Origin of the sequence: Streptosporangium sp. CA-115845 (assembly GCF_050943795.1) — a bacterium.
Lineage (GTDB): Bacteria > Actinomycetota > Actinomycetes > Streptosporangiales > Streptosporangiaceae > Streptosporangium.
On sequence record NZ_CP191988.1, the window covers coordinates 8,636,216 to 8,655,138 of the forward strand.

Here is an 18,923-nt window from a genome sequence, read left to right on the forward strand (position 1 = left end):
TAGCGTTGGCATCCGTGACGGGTTACAACGACGATCTTCACCTCGCGCACGTCATGGCCGACGCGGCCGACGATCTGACCATGCGTCGGTTCAAGGCCCTGGACCTGCGGGTGGAGAACAAGCCTGACCTCACACCGGTGAGCGATGCCGATCAGGCGACCGAGCAGGCGATCCGCGCGACCCTCGGCCGGGCCCGGCCTCGTGACACCATCATCGGCGAGGAGTTCGGCAAGAGCGGCTACGGCGAGCGCTCGTGGATCATCGACCCGATCGACGGCACCAAGAACTACGTACGCGGAGTGCCCGTCTGGGCCACGCTCATCGCCCTGGTGGACCAGGGCCGGGTCGTCGTGGGCCTGGTCTCGGCCCCCGCGCTCGGCCGCCGCTGGTGGGCCGCCCGCGACGGCGGCGCCTGGACCGGCAAGAGCCTCACCAAGGCGACGCGCTGCCAGGTCTCCTCCGTCGCCTACCTGGAGGACGCGTCGTTCTCCTACTCCAGCCTCGGCGGCTGGGAGGAGGCCGGGAAGCTCGACGCCTTCCTCGACCTGAACCGTTCCGTCTGGCGCAGCCGCGCCTACGGTGACTTCTGGTCGCACATGATGGTCGCCGAGGGTGCGGTCGACGTGTCGGCGGAGCCCGAACTCTCCCCCTGGGACATCGCGGCACTGACCGTGATCATCGAGGAGGCGGGCGGCATCTGGACCGACCTGTCGGGTGTCCCCGACATCGACGGTGGCAGCCTGCTGTGCAGCAACGGCCCCCTGCACACCAAGGTCCTCGACCGCCTCGGCAGCGGGCCGCTCACCCTCCCCGTCTAGTCCCTTCTCCGGGCGCCGTACGGCCGTCCGCCCTTCCGCACACGCCCGGGTACTCGCCATGCCCGTCGGCCCCCGGGCCGTGTCCGTTCACCTTCCCCAGGATGTCGGGAGGGTGAACGGATCGACACACCTGAGACGACCGCGGCCGGAGGCGACGGCGAACTGGCGGTCCTCCCCTGCTCACCAGGTCATATTTCCGCCAAAACCCTCTAAAGGGTCACCTAAAGGCTCTACGAGGGTGCAAGCCAGGACGAAAATCCTGCCAAAGCCCAGGTATTCACATCCGTGGGTTCACCTCTTCCGGTGCCGGTCACGGCTCGTTTCACTTCCGTTCACCTTGCCCCAGTTTCATCGAAGACATCGAGAACGGATCTCACTACGGAGAAGGAACATAACCGTGACCAGTGGACAGCGCCGCCTCAGCGCGGTGGCGACGGCCGCGCTTGTCGTTTCGCTCGCGGCCGCATGCGGTGGCGACGCCAAGCCCAGCAACGGCGGAAGCACCTCGTCCGCCGCCCCCGCCACCGAGGCGAGCGCGGCTCTGAGCGGCGAAGTCAGGATCGACGGTTCCAGCACCGTGGCTCCCCTCACCCAGGCCGCCTCCGAACTCTTCGGCGAGGAGCAGCCGCAGGTGAAGGTGCCGGTCGGCACCTCGGGCACCGGCGGCGGCTTCGAGAAGTTCTGCGCCGGCGAGACCGACATCTCGAACGCCTCCCGCGCGATCAAGGACGAGGAGAAGGCGGCCTGCGCGGCGAAGGGCATCACGTTCACCGAGCTCACGGTGGCGACCGACGCGCTGACCGTCGTGATTCCCAAGGAGAACGACTGGGTCACCTGCCTCACCACCGACCAGCTCAAGAAGATCTGGGAGCCGGCGGCCGAGGGCAAGATCAAGACCTGGAAGGACGTCGACGCCAAGTTCCCCGCCGAGGCGCTGAAGCTCTACGGCCCCGGCACCGACTCCGGCACCTTCGACTACTTCACCGACGAGATCAACGGTGAGGAGGGTGCCAGCCGCAAGGACTACAGCCCGAGCGAGAACGACAACGACATCGTCACCGGTGTCTCGGGCGCCAAGGGTGGTCTGGGCTACTTCGGCTTCACCTACTTCGAGGAGAACGCCGACAAGCTGAAGGCCGTGGAGATCGACTCGGGCAGCGGTTGCGTGGCCCCGAGCGTCGAGGCGGCCCAGGGCGGCAAGTACACCCCGCTCTCCCGCCCGCTGTTCATCTATCCCTCCACCGCCGCGGCGAAGCGGCCCGAGGTCGCGGCCTTCCTCGACTACTACGCGTCCAACATCAACGCGATCGCCAAGGACGCCAAGTTCGTCCCGCTGAACGCCGAGCAGGAGGCCAAGCTCAAGGCTGACATCACGTCGCTGAAGAGCGCCGGCTGATGTCGGCACAGCACCGCACGACCGTTCCAGGGACCCCGGGGTCCCTGGCGCGGTCGCGCCCGCGTTACGGCGAGTTCGTGGTCAAGGTTGTCCTGCTGACCGCGGCGCTGGTCTCGGTGGCGACCACGATCGGCATCGTCATCGCGCTCCTCGAACCGACCGTCGAGTTCTTCGCCGCGGTGAGCATCGGCGAGTTCTTCGGGTCCACCGACTGGGGACCGCTGTTCAACCCGCCGGCGTTCGGTGTCTGGCCGCTCATCGTGGCGACCGTGGAGATCACCTTCATCGCCGTCGTGGTCGCCGTGCCGCTCGGCCTGGCCGCGGCGATCTACCTGTCGGAGTACGCCTCCCGCAGGACTCGCAAGATCTTCAAGCCGGTGCTGGAGGTTCTCGCGGGCGTTCCGACGGTGGTCTTCGGCTTCTTCGCCCTCACCTTCGTCACGCCGCTGTTCAAGAGCCTCTTCCCCTTCCTGGACCTGGAGGCCAAGAACGCGCTCGCCGCCGGCCTCCTGGTCGGCGTGATGATCATTCCGATCGTCGCGTCGCTGTCGGAGGACTCGATGGCCGCGGTGCCGAACGGCCTGCGCGAGGGCTCGTACGCCCTCGGCGCCTCCAAGATGCTCACCTCGGTGCGCGTCGTCGTCCCCGCCGCGTTCTCCGGCATTGTCGCCGCCATCATCCTGGCGATCTCCCGGGCCGCGGGGGAGACGATGATCGTCGCGATCGCGGGCGGTTTCAAGTCCGTCTTCACGCTCTACCCGGGCAATGAGATGTCCACGATGGCGGCCTTCATCGCCCAGGCCGGCTCCGGCGACGCCTCGGTCGGCTCGATCGCCTACAAGACCATCTTCGCGGTGGGTTCCCTGCTCTTCGTGATCACCTTCGCGATGAACTACCTCAGCGCCCGCATGGTCCAGAAGTATCGCGAGGTCTACGACTGATGGCCATCCTCTCCACCCCGCGTTCGGCCGTGCAACTGGCGAGCAAGGGACGTCCGCTCAGGGAGCACCTCTTCCGCATCGCGCTGCTGGCCAGCCTCGCGATCGCTCTGGCGTTCCTGGCCATGCTGCTGATCTACGTCGTCGAGAAGGGCTGGCCACGGCTCGACTCGATGCTCTGGGAGAACCAGCCCTCGATCCGCCGCCCGGAGACCTCGGGCATCCAGTCGGGCATCCTGGGCACTTTGTGGATCATCGCGTTGACCGCGGTCATGGCCCTGCCCACCGGGATCCTCGCGGCGATCTACCTTGAGGAGTACGCCGACAAGACCAAGTGGTACAACAAGCTGATCGAGCTGAACATCTCCAACCTGGCGGCCGTTCCCTCGATCGTCTACGGCATCCTCGGCCTGGGCATCATCGCCCGCTGGCTGCAGTTCGGCTTCACGGTCATGACCGGCGCGGTCACCATCTCACTGCTCGTACTGCCCATCGTCATCATCTCCGCGCGCGAGGCCATCCGCGCGGTGCCGCCGTCCATTCGCGAGGGCTCACTGGCACTGGGCGCGACCCAGTGGCAGACCATCTACCGCCAGGTACTCCCGGCGGCGATCCCGGGTATCGCGACGGGCTCGATCCTGGCCCTCTCCCGTGCGATCGGCGAGGCGGCCCCGTTCCTGATGCTCGGCGCCGCGACGCTGGTCCGGTTCAACCCCGAGGGTGTCTGGAGCAGTTTCACCGTCCTGCCGTTGCAGATCTACAGCTTCATCAGCCGGCCCCAGGAGGAGTTCAGCATCCTCGCCTCCGCGGCGATCGTGATCCTGCTGGCGATCCTGCTCCTGATGAACTCGGTCGCCATCTGGCTCCGTAACCGCTACCAGAAGCGCTGGTGAGGTAAGAAATGTCCGAGATTGGAATTTCCGTGCCGAATGTGAACGTGCGCGGCCCCGAAGTCCCCCGCACCATCGAGGCCCTCGACCCGGTCTTCACCGTCTCCAACCTCAGCGTTTTCTATGGTGACTACGAGGCGGTACGCGGGGTCGACCTGACCATCGGCAACCGTGAGATCACGGCCATGATCGGCCCGTCCGGCTGCGGCAAGAGCACGGTGCTCCGCTGCTTCAACCGGATGAACGACCTGATCCCCGGCGCCCGCGCGGTCGGCGAGATCCTGTACCACGACGAGAACCTGTACGGCGACCACGTGGACCCGATCGAGGTCCGCCGCCGGATCGGCATGGTCTTCCAGAAGCCGAACCCCTTCCCCAAGTCGATCTACGACAACATCGCCTACGGTCCCCGGGTCAACGGGATCAAGGGCAACATGGACGAGATCGTCGAGGAGGCGCTGACCAAGGCGGCGCTCTGGGACGAGGTCAAGGACAAGATCAAGCAGAACGCGCTCTCCCTGTCCGGCGGACAACAGCAGCGCCTGTGCATCGCCAGGGCGATCGCGGTGAAGCCCGACGTCATCCTGATGGACGAGCCCTGCTCGGCCCTGGACCCGATCGCGACCACCAAGATCGAAGACCTGATGCAGGAGCTGACGCGCGACTACACGATCGTCATCGTCACCCACAACATGCAGCAGGCCGCCCGTGTCTCCGACCGTACCGCCTTCTTCACCGCCGAGGTCGACGAAGCCGGCGTGCGGCACGGCCGCCTGGTGGAGTTCGACGAGACCAGCCGCATCTTCACCAACCCCAGCGACAAGCGGACCGAGGATTACATCACCGGTCGCTTCGGCTGACCCACATTGGAGGATCCGGGTGCTCCAGCCGCAGACGGCACCAGAACTGGAAGGGGACAGACGGACGGCGCCCATACTGCTGGTGGCCGATCCGGAGGCGGCCATGGTCCATGACCTGTCCGCGGCCCTGGAACGCGAAGGGGTGCGGGTCACGGGCGTCACCGACGGTGCCCAGGCTCTCCTGCAGGCCGGGGCGCTGCGGCCCGACGTCGTTCTCGTCAGCGCCTCGCTGCCGGTCCTGGGGGCTGTGGAGTTCGTCCGCGCGGTACGGCTGACGCGGGCGATCCCCGTCCTGCTGGGCGTGGGCGAGGGACACGCCCAGCAGGCCGTCCAGGCGCTGGCCGCCGGGGCCACCGCGTGCGTGGCCCGCCCCTACCGGGTGCCCGAGCTACTGCCCCTGGTCCACGCCGCGTTCACCGGCGAGCCCGGGGCCCGCAGGGTGCTCGTGGTCGGCAAGGTGGAACTCGACGTCAACGCCTACCAGGTCACGGTCGGCGGCCGGATCATCCACCTGCCGCTGCGCGAGTTCGAGCTGCTGCACTACCTGATGCGTAACGCGCACCGAACCGTGACGCGGGAGCAGATCATGAGGCATGTCTGGAACTCCACGGACACCGCCTCGACCAACACCATCGCGGTACACGTCAAGCGTCTCCGCGCGCGTCTGGGCGACACCGACGACCAGCTGATCCAGACCGTGCGCGGGGTGGGCTACCGGCTGGTCGACAGGACCCCGTAACGGGTACCCGCCGCTCAGTTCGCGTCCGGCTCGCAGCCGGGTTCGCCCCTGAAGGCTTTCATGACGTGTGCGGCCACGCCCTCGACCTTGGCGATGCCGGCGCTCATGCTCGGACTGTCCTCGGTGAGGACGGCCACCGCGTAGTCGTGCCCGTGCCCGCGGATCAGTCCGGCGCTGACGACCACCCAGCGCCCGTTCGACGCGTGCCGCAGCCAGCCGTTCTTCAGCGACACCTGGTCGTTCTCGCAGGCCCCCGCGCTGATTCCCCACTTCTGGCCGGGGGTCACCCGCTCCATCAGGCCGAGCACCCGCCGGCGTTCCGCGGGAGCCAGCGGGCTCCTACCCGTGGCCAGCGCCTGGACCAGCCGTACCTGGTCCTCGGCCGTGCTCTGCGTGGTGCCCCAGCAGTTCTGGGTCACGCACTGCCCGCCGGGGGTGTAGGTGCGCTTGAGGCCGAGCCTGCGGTTCGCACTGGCCAGCCCGGGCTCCAGGCCGATCCGCTCGTACAGCCGGTCGGCCGCTCCGTCGTCGCCGAAGCGGATCATGTGCCTCGCGTCGGACCTGGCCTGGTCGCCGAGCTCGCGCCACCGTGTGTCGAGCAGCAGTGCCGTCAGAATGCTCACCTTGGAGATGCTGGCCATCGGCAACTGGAGGGCACGGTGGTAGCGGTAGCGCCGGCCCGTGGTCAGGTCGCGCACCGAGACCGCGGTCCGGCCACCGCCGTACCTGACGAGAAAGCCGTCGAGGGTGTGCGTGAGCTCCCCGGAGAGGATCCTCGGCGAGCCGGCGAGCCCCGTCCGCCCCGGAATCCCGAGCGCCATGGTGCCGGGGAAGGTGGGCGCGGGAACCGCTGCCAGGAACGGCGCCGGAGGAGGGGGCACCGACGCCGGTGCCGCCTGCCGCCAAGAGGGTGCTGTCGGGGTGGAGATGCTCACCGGCGTCAGGCCCTGGCAGGTGCTACAGGCGGTGACCTGCGCGGTGACCAGCAGAACAGCCGCCACGACCACCCGGTGCCTGGCTCTCATCATCCACCCCAACCGTCTCCCCCATTACGTGACGATCGGGATATATCCCACAACAGGCACTAAGAAGATGATGAAGCGAAATCTAGTCAGAAAAAGGACTTACGCCTTGGAATGTCTCGCTGGACCTGCACCTACCCTTGGGAAACCCTGGCGGTTAGCCAGGCGATGCTCTCGTCGTCACAGGTCGCCCAGAACTCACCGACGACGTCTTCGAGGTGCGTCAGCGACTCGGCTCGGAAGAGAACGTCCTGATATTTCGTGATGTCGTAGTGCGTGGTGCCCATGACGGCGACGTCCAGCGGCCGGATGTCCATGCCCCGGAACTCTTCGATCTCCCCGTAGGAGGACAGGATGCCCGCCCCGTACGCCCGCAGCTCACCCTGGTCCGTCATGACGCCGAACTCCATCGTGAACCAGAAGACCTTCGAGACGAACTCCAGCGCCTCGGAGCTCTCGACCCTCCGCGCCGCCTCCCCGGCCAGCCGGTAGAGCCGCGAGTAGCGGTCGGAGGCCAGTGCGTTGGCGTGCCCGATCACCTCGTGGATCACGTCGGGCTCCGGCGTGTACAGCGGCGTGGAGTGGTGCCGGATGTACTGCGTGGAGTGGAAGAGCCCATCCGCCAGAACGCCGTAGAAATCTCTGAGCGGCACCAGCCCCGCGGCCGGGATATAGCGGAACCCGGTCAGCGGCTCCAGCAGATCGCCGACCTCCTGTAGCTGCGGGATGCGCTCGGCGGGCAGTCCGAGCCGCTCGGTCGCGGCCAGATACTCGATGGTGGCGTATTCGCGGTGCTTCAGGCTGAGTTCTCGGCTGACCAGCGCCCACACCTCGTGCTCCTGGGCGGTGTACTCGGCCGTCGGGATCGGCGTACCCGGCACGTACCCCACAGCGAGGGCCGCGATCGCGTTGCGGCGCGCACGGTAGACCGGATCGGCGAAACCTGGATGACCGGCACCGAGTTGGACCTCGATCGTGCCGTCGTCACGGGTCGCCACCGGCGCGAAGTACTGCGCTTCTTCGAACATGTATGAAATGACAGCAATTTCTAGAAACGTTGACAAGAGCGGCCAGTTTTACTGGGCGACCCGCACAGAACTGTACGGTCATACCACGCTTATGCTGGTCGAATCGCCCAGTCTGCTGCCATCCTGTTGGGATGTCTATCGACGAGTTGGACGGCCGCCTCCTGGTCACCATGCGCGCCAACCCGCGCATCGGCCTGACCGAGCTGGCCCGCCTGCTCGGCGTGGCCCGGGGCACCGTTCAGGCCCGCGTCGAGAAACTGACCGCCCGCGGCGTCATCGCCGACTTCGGCCCCACGGTCACCCCTGAGGGAGCCGGATACCCGATCCTGGCGTTCGTCTCGCTACAGATCGCCCAGGGCCGCCTGGACGAGGCTGTACGGGCGCTGGAGCCTCTTCCCGAGATCCTGGAGGTCTACGGCACCAGCGGCCAGGCCGACCTGCTCTGCCGCGTGGTGGCCCGCAGCACCCCCGACCTCCAGGAGATCATCGCCCGCATTCTGGCCTCCCCCGCCGTCCAGCGGACCGACACCACGATCGCCCTCTCCGTCCAGGTCCCCTACCGGATCGAGCCCCTGCTCCGTGCCGCAGCCGACGCCTGACCCGCGGCCGGTTGCCGGCACGGGTCACCGGCACCGTCATCGCCACCGGCCACCAGGCCGCCTCCGCCTTCATCGGGATTCTCCGGGCACGGGACGGGAAGATCATTCATTGGCGCGAGTACCAGAACACGCTGGCAATGATCGAGGTGCTCGGGGCCACTGAACGGACCTGAAAACTCCGACCGGCGGGAGCCCCGGTAAGCCCCTTCCGGAACCCCCTCGGAAAACACGAAGGCCCCCACCAAAAGGTGAGGGCCCTCAATAAAGATTGTCCGGCGGCGACCTACTCTCCCACACCGTCCCCGGTGCAGTACCATCGGCGCTGAAGAGCTTAACTTCCGGGTTCGGAATGTAACCGGGTGTTTCCCCTTCGCCATAACCGCCGTAACACTATGAAACACACAAACCACTGTTTGCTGTCTCAGAATTGCCTAGTGGACGCGAGCAAGAATTGCTTTGAGGTCAAGTCCTCGGCCTATTAGTACTGGTCAGCTCCACACATTACTGCGCTTCCACCTCCAGCCTATCAACCCGGTCGTCTACCGGGAGCCTTACCCACTCTCGTGGTGGGAGACCTCATCTCAAGGCGAGCTTCCCGCTTAGATGCTTTCAGCGGTTATCCCTTCCGAACGTAGCCAACCAGCCGTGCTCCTGGCGGAACAACTGGCACACCAGAGGTTCGTCCGTCCCGGTCCTCTCGTACTAGGGACAGCTCCTTTCAAGTCTCCTGCGCGCGCAGCGGATAGGGACCGAACTGTCTCGCGACGTTCTAAACCCAGCTCGCGTGCCGCTTTAATGGGCGAACAGCCCAACCCTTGGGACCTACTCCAGCCCCAGGATGCGACGAGCCGACATCGAGGTGCCAAACCATCCCGTCGATATGGACTCTTGGGGAAGATCAGCCTGTTATCCCCGGGGTACCTTTTAGCCGTTGAGCGACGGCGCTTCCACATGCCACCGCCGGATCACTAGTCCCAGCTTTCGCTCCTGCTCGACCCGTCGGTCTCACAGTCAAGCTCCCTTGTGCACTTACACTCGACACCTGATTGCCAACCAGGCTGAGGGAACCTTTGGGCGCCTCCGTTACTCTTTAGGAGGCAACCGCCCCAGTTAAACTACCCACCAGACACTGTCCCTGATCCGGATCACGGACCGAAGTTAGACGTTCAAAACGACCAGAGTGGTATTTCACCAATGACTCCACCACCACTAGCGTGATAGCTTCACCGTCTCCCACCTATCCTACACAAGACGTTCCAAACGCCAATGTCAAGCTATAGTGAAGGTCCCGGGGTCTTTCCGTCCTGCTGCGCGTAACGAGCATCTTTACTCGTAGTGCAATTTCGCCGGGTCTGCGGTTGAGACAGCGGGGAAGTCGTTACGCCATTCGTGCAGGTCGGAACTTACCCGACAAGGAATTTCGCTACCTTAGGATGGTTATAGTTACCACCGCCGTTTACTGGCGCTTAAGTTCTCAGCTTCGCCACACAAGTGCGACTAACCGGTCCCCTTAACGTTCCAGCACCGGGCAGGCGTCAGTCCGTATACATCGTCTTACGACTTCGCACGGACCTGTGTTTTTAGTAAACAGTCGCTTCCCCCTGGCCTCTGCGACCCCCACCAGCTCAGAACGCAAAGGTTCGTCACCAGCGAAGGCCCCCCTTCTCCCGAAGTTACGGGGGCAATTTGCCGAGTTCCTTAACCACAGTTCACCCGATCGCCTTAGTATTCTCTACCTGACCACCTGAGTCGGTTTAGGGTACGGGCCGCCACGACACTCACTAGAGGCTTTTCTCGGCAGCATAGGATCACCCACTTCGCCACAATCGGCTCGGCATCACATCTCAGACTTAATGTGCTGCGGATTTGCCTACAACACGTCCTACATGCTTACCCCAGGACTACCATCGCCTGGGCTGGGCTACCTTCCTGCGTCACCCCATCGCTTACCTACTACCAGTTCAGGCCAGGCGTTCAGCCTCACCCACACCCCGAAGGGCGTTAGGGGCTTAAGGACCCTTAGTATCACTGGATTCAGTATTGGCGCATCGTAGCGGGTACGGGAATATCAACCCGTTGTCCATCGACTACGCCTGTCGGCCTCGCCTTAGGTCCCGACTTACCCTGGGCGGATTAGCCTGCCCCAGGAACCCTTGGTCATCCGGCGCAGAAGTTTCTCACTTCTGATTCGCTACTCATGCCTGCATTCTCACTCGCACAGCCTCCACAGCTGGATCACTCCGCTGCTTCACCGGCCGCACGACGCTCCCCTACCCATCCACACACCTAAACCACAAAGGCTCAGTTATACGTGTGAATGCCACGACTTCGGCGGTGTACTTGAGCCCCGCTACATTGTCGGCGCAGAATCACTTGACCAGTGAGCTATTACGCACTCTTTCAAGGGTGGCTGCTTCTAAGCCAACCTCCTGGTTGTCACTGCGACTCCACATCCTTTCCCACTTAGCACACGCTTAGGGGCCTTAGTCGGTGGTCTGGGCTGTTTCCCTCTCGACTACGGAGCTTATCCCCCGCAGTCTCACTGCTGCGCTCTCACTTACCGGCATTCGGAGTTTGGCTGACGTCAGTAACCTTGTCGGGCCCATTAGCCATCCAGTGCTCTACCTCCGGCAAGAAACACGCAACGCTGCACCTAAATGCATTTCGGGGAGAACCAGCTATCACGGAGTTTGATTGGCCTTTCACCCCTAAACACAGGTCATCCCCCAGGTTTTCAACCCTGGTGGGTTCGGTCCTCCACGCGGTCTTACCCGCGCTTCAACCTGCCCATGCCTAGATCACTCCGCTTCGGGTCTACAGCATGCGACTCAAACGCCCTATTCAGACTCGCTTTCGCTACGGCTCCCCCACACGGGTTAACCTCGCCACACACCATAACTCGCAGGCTCATTCTTCAAAAGGCACGCAGTCACATCACAAACACTCCGAAGAATGTTTACGCTCCTACGGCTTGTAGGCACACGGTTTCAGGTACTATTTCACGACCCCTCACCGGGGCGCTTTTCACCTTTCCCTCACGGTACTTGTTCACTATCGGTCATCAGGGAGTATTTAGGCTTACCAGGTGGTCCTGGCAGATTCACACAGGATTTCTCGGGCCCCGTGCTACTTGGGATCCCCTCCAACAGTCGACAAGATTTCGCCTACCCGACTCTCACGGTCTACGGCGCCACTTCCCAGAAGCTTCGGCTATCTCATCGATTTCTTACTGTCTGGAGGAACGGCAGCCCCTCCCAGAGGGTCCCACAACCCCGTAAACGCAACGCCTGCCGGCTATCACACGCCTACGGTTTAGCCTGATCCGCTTTCGCTCACCACTACTCACGGAATCACTAATTTGTTTTCTCTTCCTACGGGTACTGAGATGTTTCACTTCCCCGCGTTACCACCAACCGCCCTATACATTCAGGCGGAGGCAACACCACATGACTGGTGCTAGGTTTCCCCATTCGGACATCCCCGGATCAAAGTCTGGTTGGCGACTCCCCGGGGCTTAACGCAGCCTCCCACGTCCTTCATCGGCTCCTGATGCCAAGGCATCCACCGTGTGCCCTAAAAAACTTGGCCACAAAGATGCTCGCGTCCACTATGCAAATCTCAAACAACAAACAGCGACCAAACCCGCCCCGCCACCAACACCCGGCTCCGAAGAACCAGACCGGTATGACAGGAGGATGGTCCCGCATGAGGCTCCAACAGACAGCAAGCCCGCCACAGGCGGGCCCGCCATGATGTCCGTTTCCTCAGGACCCAACAGTGTGTCCAGACCCATCCGCGTCTCCCAGCCGACGTTCCCACTCCCCGGCTCCGAAGAACCAGGGCGGTACCAGCCGACCCGGGCAGACCCGAATCATCCGATTAGCCAGTGCTCCACTAATGAGCGCGCCGTGTGCAGAACGTACGCCTGCAGACACGACATGAACCCTTCTCCCAGCCGAAACCGGCGAGAAGAGCCGATGCTCCTTAGAAAGGAGGTGATCCAGCCGCACCTTCCGGTACGGCTACCTTGTTACGACTTCGTCCCAATCGCCAGCCCCACCTTCGACCGCTCCCCCCAGACAAGCTGGTTGGGCCACGGGCTTCGGGTGTTGCCGACTTTCGTGACGTGACGGGCGGTGTGTACAAGGCCCGGGAACGTATTCACCGCAGCGTTGCTGATCTGCGATTACTAGCGACTCCGACTTCATGGGGTCGAGTTGCAGACCCCAATCCGAACTGAGACCGGCTTTTAGGGATTCGCTCCACCTCACGGTATCGCAACCCTCTGTACCGGCCATTGTAGCATGTTTGCAGCCCAAGACATAAGGGGCATGATGACTTGACGTCATCCCCACCTTCCTCCGAGTTGACCCCGGCAGTCTCCAATGAGTCCCCACCACCCCCGAAGGAGCGTGCTGGCAACATTGAACAAGGGTTGCGCTCGTTGCGGGACTTAACCCAACATCTCACGACACGAGCTGACGACAGCCATGCACCACCTGTCACCCAGTCCGAAGAGGCACCCATCTCTGAGTGTTTCCGGGCGATGTCAAGCCTTGGTAAGGTTCTTCGCGTTGCGTCGAATTAAGCAACATGCTCCGCCGCTTGTGCGGGCCCCCGTCAATTCCTTTGAGTTTTAGCCTTGCGGCCGTACTCCCCAGGCGGGGCGCTTAATGCGTTAGCTACGGCGCGGAAACCGTGGAAGGTCCCCACACCTAGCGCCCAACGTTTACAGCGTGGACTACCAGGGTATCTAATCCTGTTCGCTCCCCACGCTTTCGCTCCTCAGCGTCAGGTAAGGCCCAGAGAACCGCCTTCGCCACCGGTGTTCCTCCTGATATCTGCGCATTTCACCGCTACACCAGGAATTCCGTTCTCCCCTACCTACCTCTAGCCAGCCCGTATCGAATGCAGACCTGGAGTTAAGCCCCAAGCTTTCACACCCGACGTGACAAGCCACCTACGAGCTCTTTACGCCCAATAATTCCGGACAACGCTTGCGCCCTACGTATTACCGCGGCTGCTGGCACGTAGTTAGCCGGCGCTTCTTCTGCAGGTACACGTCAACTTCGTCCCTGCTGAAAGAGGTTTACAACCCGAAGGCCGTCATCCCCCACGCGGCGTCGCTGCGTCAGGCTTTCGCCCATTGCGCAATATTCCCCACTGCTGCCTCCCGTAGGAGTCTGGGCCGTGTCTCAGTCCCAGTGTGGCCGGTCGCCCTCTCAGGCCGGCTACCCGTCGTCGCCTTGGTAGGCCGTTACCCCACCAACAAGCTGATAGGCCGCGAGTCCATCCCCAACCGAAAAGACTTTCCACACCCACCCGATGCCGGGAGGTGTCGTATCCGGTATTAGACCCAGTTTCCCGGGCTTATCCCAGAGTCAGGGGCAGGTTACTCACGTGTTACTCACCCGTTCGCCGCTCGAGTACCCCGAAGGGCCTTTCCGCTCGACTTGCATGTGTTAAGCACGCCGCCAGCGTTCGTCCTGAGCCAGGATCAAACTCTCCAAACAATGTCTGAACAGTTGCTCCCGGCTGAAAGCACCCATCTCACATGATGGATGTTCAACCAAAGGAATCCGTCCCCCGCCCCGATGAAAGGGCAGGTTGGACAGGGTTGTGCTTCATGCACTGGCTTTTAACACACTGTTGAGTTCTCAAGAAACGGACGCGTACACCGTTGTCCGAAGGCCCGCGTTCGCGGTGTCCCGGACTTCGGGGCGTTCCATTCCGTGTCACCATCTTATCGGATCTGCCGGACTTGTGTCAACTTGTCGGCTTTCCGACCATCGACCCAGACCCGCCGAACCCGCTAGGATTGCGACCACCCTGTCTCCAGGGCAACCCCTCTAACTTACTCCAACATCCGGCCGATGTCCAACTCGTGCAGACACGCCCGATTTGTCGGGAAAGTAAGAGGGTTTTGCCGGGCACTCCGCCCACCCGGGAGATTCTGGATCCGGGGGCTCGTTGCCCTGCGAGAAGAACACTACCAGGACTCTCACGTCACAGAGACAACTTGCCAACCATCCCCGGGGCTCGCGCGTCCCAAACAGTCATAGGAAGTCGAAGTGCGCAACCAGACGTCAAGCCATTCGCAATCGACTCTGGATACGAAGTAGGCGCGAGGGTCAGGATCCTGACTCCGCCGTGGAGGTGAGCACCATGACCCGCTCGGAGTTCGACGACATCCGCGCGCACATCGACGCGGAGGCCAACCACCCAGGTGACTTGTTGAGGGTTGCCAGGTCTCTGCTGAACGACCTTGAAGACGCACGCATGCGAGAGGCGACCCTCCGCGCCTACTACCTGCGTCTCCTCACCGCGGCTCGGGCAACGGTCGCCGCTGAGGCGGCCGGCTACCCGGAGCCGCTGACCTTCCTCACCGACGAGCTCGCCAAGCGTGGCCAGCTCCCGACATCCGAGGACGAGGTGAACCGGATCCTGGCAGACGCCCACACAGCGGCCATGCTGCTGGCCTATCTTGAGGAGAATCCTCACGGAACCACCCCGATGAACACCGGAGGAGCTCGCGCGCGCCGGTGTGCCGGCACAAGTCGTAGCATCCCCCGATGAGGCGTTCCACGTCATTGACCTGGTCTTGAACCAAGATCTGTAAGACTCCAGGCATGTTGCAGCGAGGGCTGAATTGGGCTGCGGCGACCCTCGTGGGCGTCTTCGGCTTCGTCTGGACCGGTGTAGTGATGTTCGCGGCCGTCGAGACCTCGGCGTGGACGTGGATCGGGCAGGTCTCCTTCGGGGCCTTCCTCACCTGCTGGGCTCTTTACAAGGCGAGCCTGCTGGTGCGCCGCACCAAGCCCGGCTTCGTCCCGCGGCATCGCCGGGTGGGGGCCGGACGAGCTACGGCTCCGTGATGGTGCCTCAGGTCGGCCCCGGACCCCCTCCTCGCTCTTCAGCGACCATGGAGGCACTGGGCAGATCAATCACGGAAACGCAGAAGGCCCTGATCTTCTGGAGATCAGGGCCTTCGTTGGTAGCGGGGACAGGATTTGAACCTGCGACCTCTGGGTTATGAGCCCAGCGAGCTACCGAGCTGCTCCACCCCGCGTCGGTGTGTGCTTGAACACTAGCCGCAATTCCCCTCCGACCGCAAATCGGCGCGGGGACGCGGGTTGACTTATCCCGCGCCACCCCACTCACGGATGCCCCGGTCGCAGTGTGATCACGTAGGTCAGGACGGCCGTGACCGAAGGCATCGCCCTCACTCGCCACCTCGCGCACGGACGGGGCGCCAGAGCTTGAGTGGTGAACGCTTTACGCCGGCTGTGAACCCCGCGCGAGGGTTACCCGGCCGGCCTCCCGGCCCCGGTTCAGGAGAAGCCGGGGAAACGCAGAAGATCCCGGTCGCCGTTTCCGGCGACCGGGATCTTCGTTGGTAGCGGGGACAGGATTTGAACCTGCGACCTCTGGGTTATGAGCCCAGCGAGCTACCGAGCTGCTCCACCCCGCGTCGGTGTATGTATGAACCATACCCGGCTTTGGAGGTGGACGCGAATCGAATAGCGCTGGGCCCTGTGCCGCCCCCTAGGGACTTGGCGGGGGCGATGGCGTCGCCGACGGTGTCGCCGACGGAGCCGGTGTGCCGGACGGTGTCGCCGAGGGTGACGGGCTGGGGGTGACGCCCGTTGTCTCGGCGGTGTCCTTCAGCTTGCCCAGCGCCTTCTCAAGCTCCTGCTGGGCGGCGCCGTACTCGGTCCAGTTCGGCGGGTTCGCCTGGAGCGCCTCCTGCGCCTTGTCGTACGCCTTCTGCACCTCGTCGATCGACTTGGCCAGCTCGGTGGTGGGCTTGGCCTCCTCCGGCTTCGCCCCACCAGACGTGTTCTCGCCCTGCGGCGTGCTCGGGGTTCCGCCGCCGAAGACCTGCTCCAACGCGCCCTTGAGCGTGTCTGCCGAACCGACCTTGCTGCCGTAGGCCACCAGGACCCGGCGGAGGATCGGGTACGGCTCCTGGCCGGAGGCGGCCGCGATCTCCACGTAGACCGGCTCGACGTAGACCAGGCCGTCGGCGAACGGCAGGGTCAGCAGGTTGCCGTAGCGGACCTTCGCCTGGCCGAGTCCGAGCAGGTTGAGCTCGCCGGAGAACTTGTTCTGGAAGTTGTTCTGCACCTGGCCGGGTCCGGGAATCGTGGTGTTGGACGGCATGCGCAGGATGCGCAGCTTCCCGTAATCCGGTCCGGGGGTGGCGTCCACGGCCATGAACGCCGCCAGGTTGGGCCCCTGACGCGGCACGAACGTGGTCGTCAGCGAGAACGAGGGCGCCGAGGTCTTCGGCATCTTGACCGACAGGTAGTACGGCGGCTGCTTGGTGTCGCGGTCGCCGGACGGGTCGTTCGGGACGTTCCAGAAGTCCTGGCCGCTGTAGAAGGCGTTCGGGTCGGAGATGTGGTACTGGGAGAGCACGTCGCGCTGGACCTTGAACAGCGCCTCCGGGTAGCGCAGGTGCTGCTTGAGGTCGGGCGACATCTCCGTCTGCGGCTTGATGATGCCGGGGAAGGCCTTGCGCCAGGTCTGCAGGATGGGGTCCTTCTCATCCCACGCGTACAGGCTGACGGTGCCGTCGTAGGCGTCGACCACGGCCTTCACCGAGTTGCGCATGTAGTTGATCTGGTCACGCGGCTGCGGCACCACCAGGCGCGGGTCGGTGATGGTGTCCCGCGTCATCGCCTCCAGGCTCTTGCTCTGGGAGTACGGGTAGGCGTTGGAGGTGGTGTAGGCGTCGGAGATCCAGACCACCCTGCCGTCGACGATGGCGGGATAGGGGTTGTCGTCCAGGCTCAGGAACGGCGCCGCCTTGGCGATGCGCTCCTGCGGGTTGCGCTCGTAAAGGATCTTGGAGTTCGCGTTGATGTCCCCGGAGAGCAGCAGGTTGATCTCGCCGTACTTGGCGGCGTAGAGCATCCTGTTGATGAACGAACCGACAGGGACCCCGCCCTTGCCGTCGTAGGTGGTGTTCTTCTGACCGGTGCCGCCGCTCTCGGGGTAGTCGAGCTCCTGCTGCTTCTCCCCGCCGCCGCCGACGACGACGTACTGGGTCGAAGCGGGTGCCTCGCCGAAGTAGATCCGCGATTCCTTGAGCTTCGTCCGCTCCGACAGGGAGCCGGTGACCGGCATGTCCTTGGCGTCGAAGTTGGGCAGGCCCTCGGAGTCGACCTCGTTGCCGGGCGCGGCCACGAAGCCGTAGCCGTGGGTGTAGACGAGGTGCCGGTTGATCCAGTTGTTCTGCTCCGCCGGCGGTCCGGTGAGCTCTCGCACGGCGACGACGGTGTCACGGATCGTGCCGTCCGCGTCGGGGTAGCGGTCGACGTCGAGCGGCTCGTGGAAGTCGTAGTAACCACGGATCCGCTGCTTCTGCTGGTAGGTCTTGGCGACCAGGCTCGGGTCGAGCAGGCGCACGCCGGAGATGGAGCTGTCGGCGGTGACGTTGACCTTGCTCGGGTCGCCCTGAGCCGTGTAGTCGATCACCTCGGCGTCGTCCACGCCGTAGGCTTTTCGTGTCGCGTCGATGTTGCGCTTGATGTACTCCTGCTCCTTGCCCTGCTGGTTCGGCTTCACCTGGAACTGCTCGACCAGGGCCGGGTAGACCCCGCCGATCAGGATGGCCGAGAGCACCAGGAGGCCGAAGCCGACGCCCGGCAGCATGCCGCCGGATCGCACGACCCCGGCGAAGAACAGGACGGCGCAGATCAGCGCGATGATCGCCAGGATGTTCTTGGCGGGAAGCACCGCGTTGACGTCGGTGTACGAGGCACCGTGTCTGAAGCCCCGGTCGGAGAAGACCAGCCCGTACCGGTCGTACCAGTAGGCGACCGCCTTCAGCAGCACGAAGATGCCGAGCAGCACCGAAAGGTGTGCCCGGGCACCGCGCGAGGCGTGCACGCCGGGTGACTGGAGCCGGAACCCGCCGTACAGGTAGTGCACGATCGCCGACAGCAGGGCGGACAGCACCACCGCGACGAACAGGAAGTTCAGCACCATCCGGATGAAGGGATAGGTGAACATGAAGAAGGAGATGTCGTAGCCGAACTGCGGGTCGGTCTCACCGAACGGCGTCGCGTTGATGAACTCCAGCCAGGTCTTCCACTGACCGGAGAAGGATGATCCCGCGAACAGGCCGAGCACCGCCACACCGATCAGGAAGATCAGCTTGCGGTGCGGGTCGAGGGCCATCCGATACCGGTCGGCACCGCTGGCGCCGCCGAACATCCCGGGGCCGAACATCGGCCGCATGCGGTACGCCATCAGCATGTTGCCGCCGACGATGCCGACCATCAGCAGCGCACCGACGACGAACAGGAGGATCTGAGTAACGATCACGCCGGAGAAGACGGCTGTGTAGTCGACCGATTTGTACCAGAGGTAGTCGGTAAAAATACCGGCAAAGAGGAAGAATAACGCGACTATCACGACCAGAGTGATCGCGACGGGAAGTAGCAGTCGTGGCCGGCGGGGCAAGCGCATTGCCCTACCGGCTCCGGGGGTCCGGAAGCTCAAGGCCAACCCCTTGTCGTAAGAGCACGGTCCGTGTCTGGAAACCTACACCGGCGAGAGTTGGGGCGCGCTTAGCCTTTCGGGCACGGTCCGGCCACAACGTCCACTGGTATCGGGTCCATCG

The 18,923-nt window shown here is 63.9% G+C and carries 13 protein-coding genes, 2 tRNA genes and 3 rRNA genes; 10 read left to right on the forward strand and 8 right to left on the reverse strand.

Features of this window, described 5'->3' with window-relative positions:
• The first annotated feature begins 14 nt into the window (after positions 1-14).
• The 6 genes from hisN (at position 15) to ACQP0P_RS41050 (ending at position 5,641) form a co-directional block, all read left to right on the forward strand.
• On the forward strand, positions 15-818 hold the full coding sequence (gene hisN, locus ACQP0P_RS41025) for a histidinol-phosphatase (protein ID WP_433366557.1): 804 nt from the start codon (positions 15-17) through the stop codon (positions 816-818).
• Positions 819-1,215: 397 nt separating this feature from the next.
• A complete protein-coding gene (locus ACQP0P_RS41030; protein ID WP_433366560.1) occupies positions 1,216-2,214 on the forward strand; it encodes a PstS family phosphate ABC transporter substrate-binding protein in 999 nt (332 codons plus the stop codon).
• 77 nt (positions 2,215-2,291) lie between these two features.
• Positions 2,292-3,155 carry a phosphate ABC transporter permease subunit PstC gene (pstC, locus tag ACQP0P_RS41035; RefSeq protein ID WP_433366563.1) on the forward strand — a complete coding sequence of 288 codons (864 nt, stop codon included), beginning with the start codon at positions 2,292-2,294 and terminating at the stop codon, positions 3,153-3,155.
• Positions 3,155-4,045 carry a phosphate ABC transporter permease PstA gene (pstA, locus tag ACQP0P_RS41040; protein ID WP_433366566.1) on the forward strand — a complete coding sequence of 297 codons (891 nt, stop codon included), beginning with the start codon at positions 3,155-3,157 and terminating at the stop codon, positions 4,043-4,045. The genes pstC and pstA overlap by 1 nt, the downstream gene beginning before the upstream one ends.
• A gap of 29 nt (positions 4,046-4,074) precedes the next feature.
• Positions 4,075-4,902 (forward strand): phosphate ABC transporter ATP-binding protein PstB, encoded by an 828-nt coding sequence (pstB, locus tag ACQP0P_RS41045; protein WP_386324170.1) that lies wholly within the window; start codon positions 4,075-4,077, stop codon positions 4,900-4,902.
• Between the two features lie 19 nt (positions 4,903-4,921).
• On the forward strand, positions 4,922-5,641 hold the full coding sequence (locus ACQP0P_RS41050) for a response regulator transcription factor (RefSeq protein ID WP_433366569.1): 720 nt from the start codon (positions 4,922-4,924) through the stop codon (positions 5,639-5,641).
• 14 nt (positions 5,642-5,655) lie between these two features.
• Here ACQP0P_RS41050 and ACQP0P_RS41055 read toward each other — a convergent pair whose 3' ends face one another.
• Both ACQP0P_RS41055 and ACQP0P_RS41060 read right to left on the reverse strand, forming a co-directional pair.
• The gene (locus ACQP0P_RS41055) at positions 5,656-6,669 is read right to left on the reverse strand and encodes a serine hydrolase (RefSeq protein ID WP_433366572.1); all 1,014 of its coding nucleotides are present in this window, start codon (positions 6,667-6,669) and stop codon (positions 5,656-5,658) included.
• 128 nt (positions 6,670-6,797) lie between these two features.
• A complete protein-coding gene (locus ACQP0P_RS41060) occupies positions 6,798-7,691 on the reverse strand; it encodes a phenylalanine 4-monooxygenase (RefSeq protein ID WP_433366575.1) in 894 nt (297 codons plus the stop codon).
• 131 nt (positions 7,692-7,822) lie between these two features.
• Here ACQP0P_RS41060 and ACQP0P_RS41065 point away from each other — a divergent pair, with 131 nt between their 5' ends.
• Both ACQP0P_RS41065 and ACQP0P_RS41070 read left to right on the forward strand, forming a co-directional pair.
• Positions 7,823-8,290 (forward strand): Lrp/AsnC family transcriptional regulator, encoded by a 468-nt coding sequence (locus ACQP0P_RS41065; protein WP_433366578.1) that lies wholly within the window; start codon positions 7,823-7,825, stop codon positions 8,288-8,290.
• Between the two features lie 11 nt (positions 8,291-8,301).
• Positions 8,302-8,463 carry a nuclear transport factor 2 family protein gene (locus ACQP0P_RS41070; RefSeq protein WP_433366580.1) on the forward strand — a complete coding sequence of 54 codons (162 nt, stop codon included), beginning with the start codon at positions 8,302-8,304 and terminating at the stop codon, positions 8,461-8,463.
• 97 nt (positions 8,464-8,560) lie between these two features.
• On the opposite strand, the gene rrf is transcribed toward ACQP0P_RS41070, so the two are convergent.
• The 3 genes from rrf to ACQP0P_RS41085 form a co-directional block, all read right to left on the reverse strand.
• A 5S ribosomal RNA gene (rrf, locus tag ACQP0P_RS41075) occupies positions 8,561-8,677 on the reverse strand.
• Between the two features lie 71 nt (positions 8,678-8,748).
• Positions 8,749-11,878 (reverse strand): 23S ribosomal RNA (locus ACQP0P_RS41080).
• Between the two features lie 400 nt (positions 11,879-12,278).
• Positions 12,279-13,803, reverse strand: a 16S ribosomal RNA gene (locus tag ACQP0P_RS41085).
• Together the 16S, 23S and 5S rRNA genes form the textbook arrangement of a ribosomal RNA operon.
• A 652-nt stretch (positions 13,804-14,455) precedes the next feature.
• On the opposite strand from ACQP0P_RS41085, the gene ACQP0P_RS41090 reads away from it, so the two are divergent.
• Together ACQP0P_RS41090 and ACQP0P_RS41095 are read left to right on the forward strand one after the other, a co-directional pair.
• Complete coding sequence (locus tag ACQP0P_RS41090) at positions 14,456-14,866, forward strand: hypothetical protein (protein ID WP_433366583.1); 411 nt, start codon at positions 14,456-14,458, stop codon at positions 14,864-14,866.
• A 53-nt stretch (positions 14,867-14,919) separates the two neighbouring features.
• Positions 14,920-15,165, forward strand: a complete 246-nt coding sequence (locus ACQP0P_RS41095) for a hypothetical protein (protein WP_433366586.1) — start codon at positions 14,920-14,922, stop codon at positions 15,163-15,165.
• Positions 15,166-15,282: 117 nt separating this feature from the next.
• Here ACQP0P_RS41095 and ACQP0P_RS41100 read toward each other — a convergent pair.
• From ACQP0P_RS41100 to ACQP0P_RS41110, 3 genes are all read right to left on the reverse strand, one after another.
• Positions 15,283-15,359: transfer RNA gene (locus ACQP0P_RS41100), tRNA-Met, on the reverse strand.
• Positions 15,360-15,684: 325 nt separating this feature from the next.
• Positions 15,685-15,761, reverse strand: a tRNA-Met gene (locus ACQP0P_RS41105).
• Positions 15,762-15,835: 74 nt separating this feature from the next.
• Positions 15,836-18,769: a UPF0182 family membrane protein gene (locus ACQP0P_RS41110; RefSeq protein ID WP_433366588.1), complete on the reverse strand. Its 2,934-nt coding sequence runs from the start codon at positions 18,767-18,769 to the stop codon at positions 15,836-15,838.
• Positions 18,770-18,923: the final 154 nt, after the last annotated feature.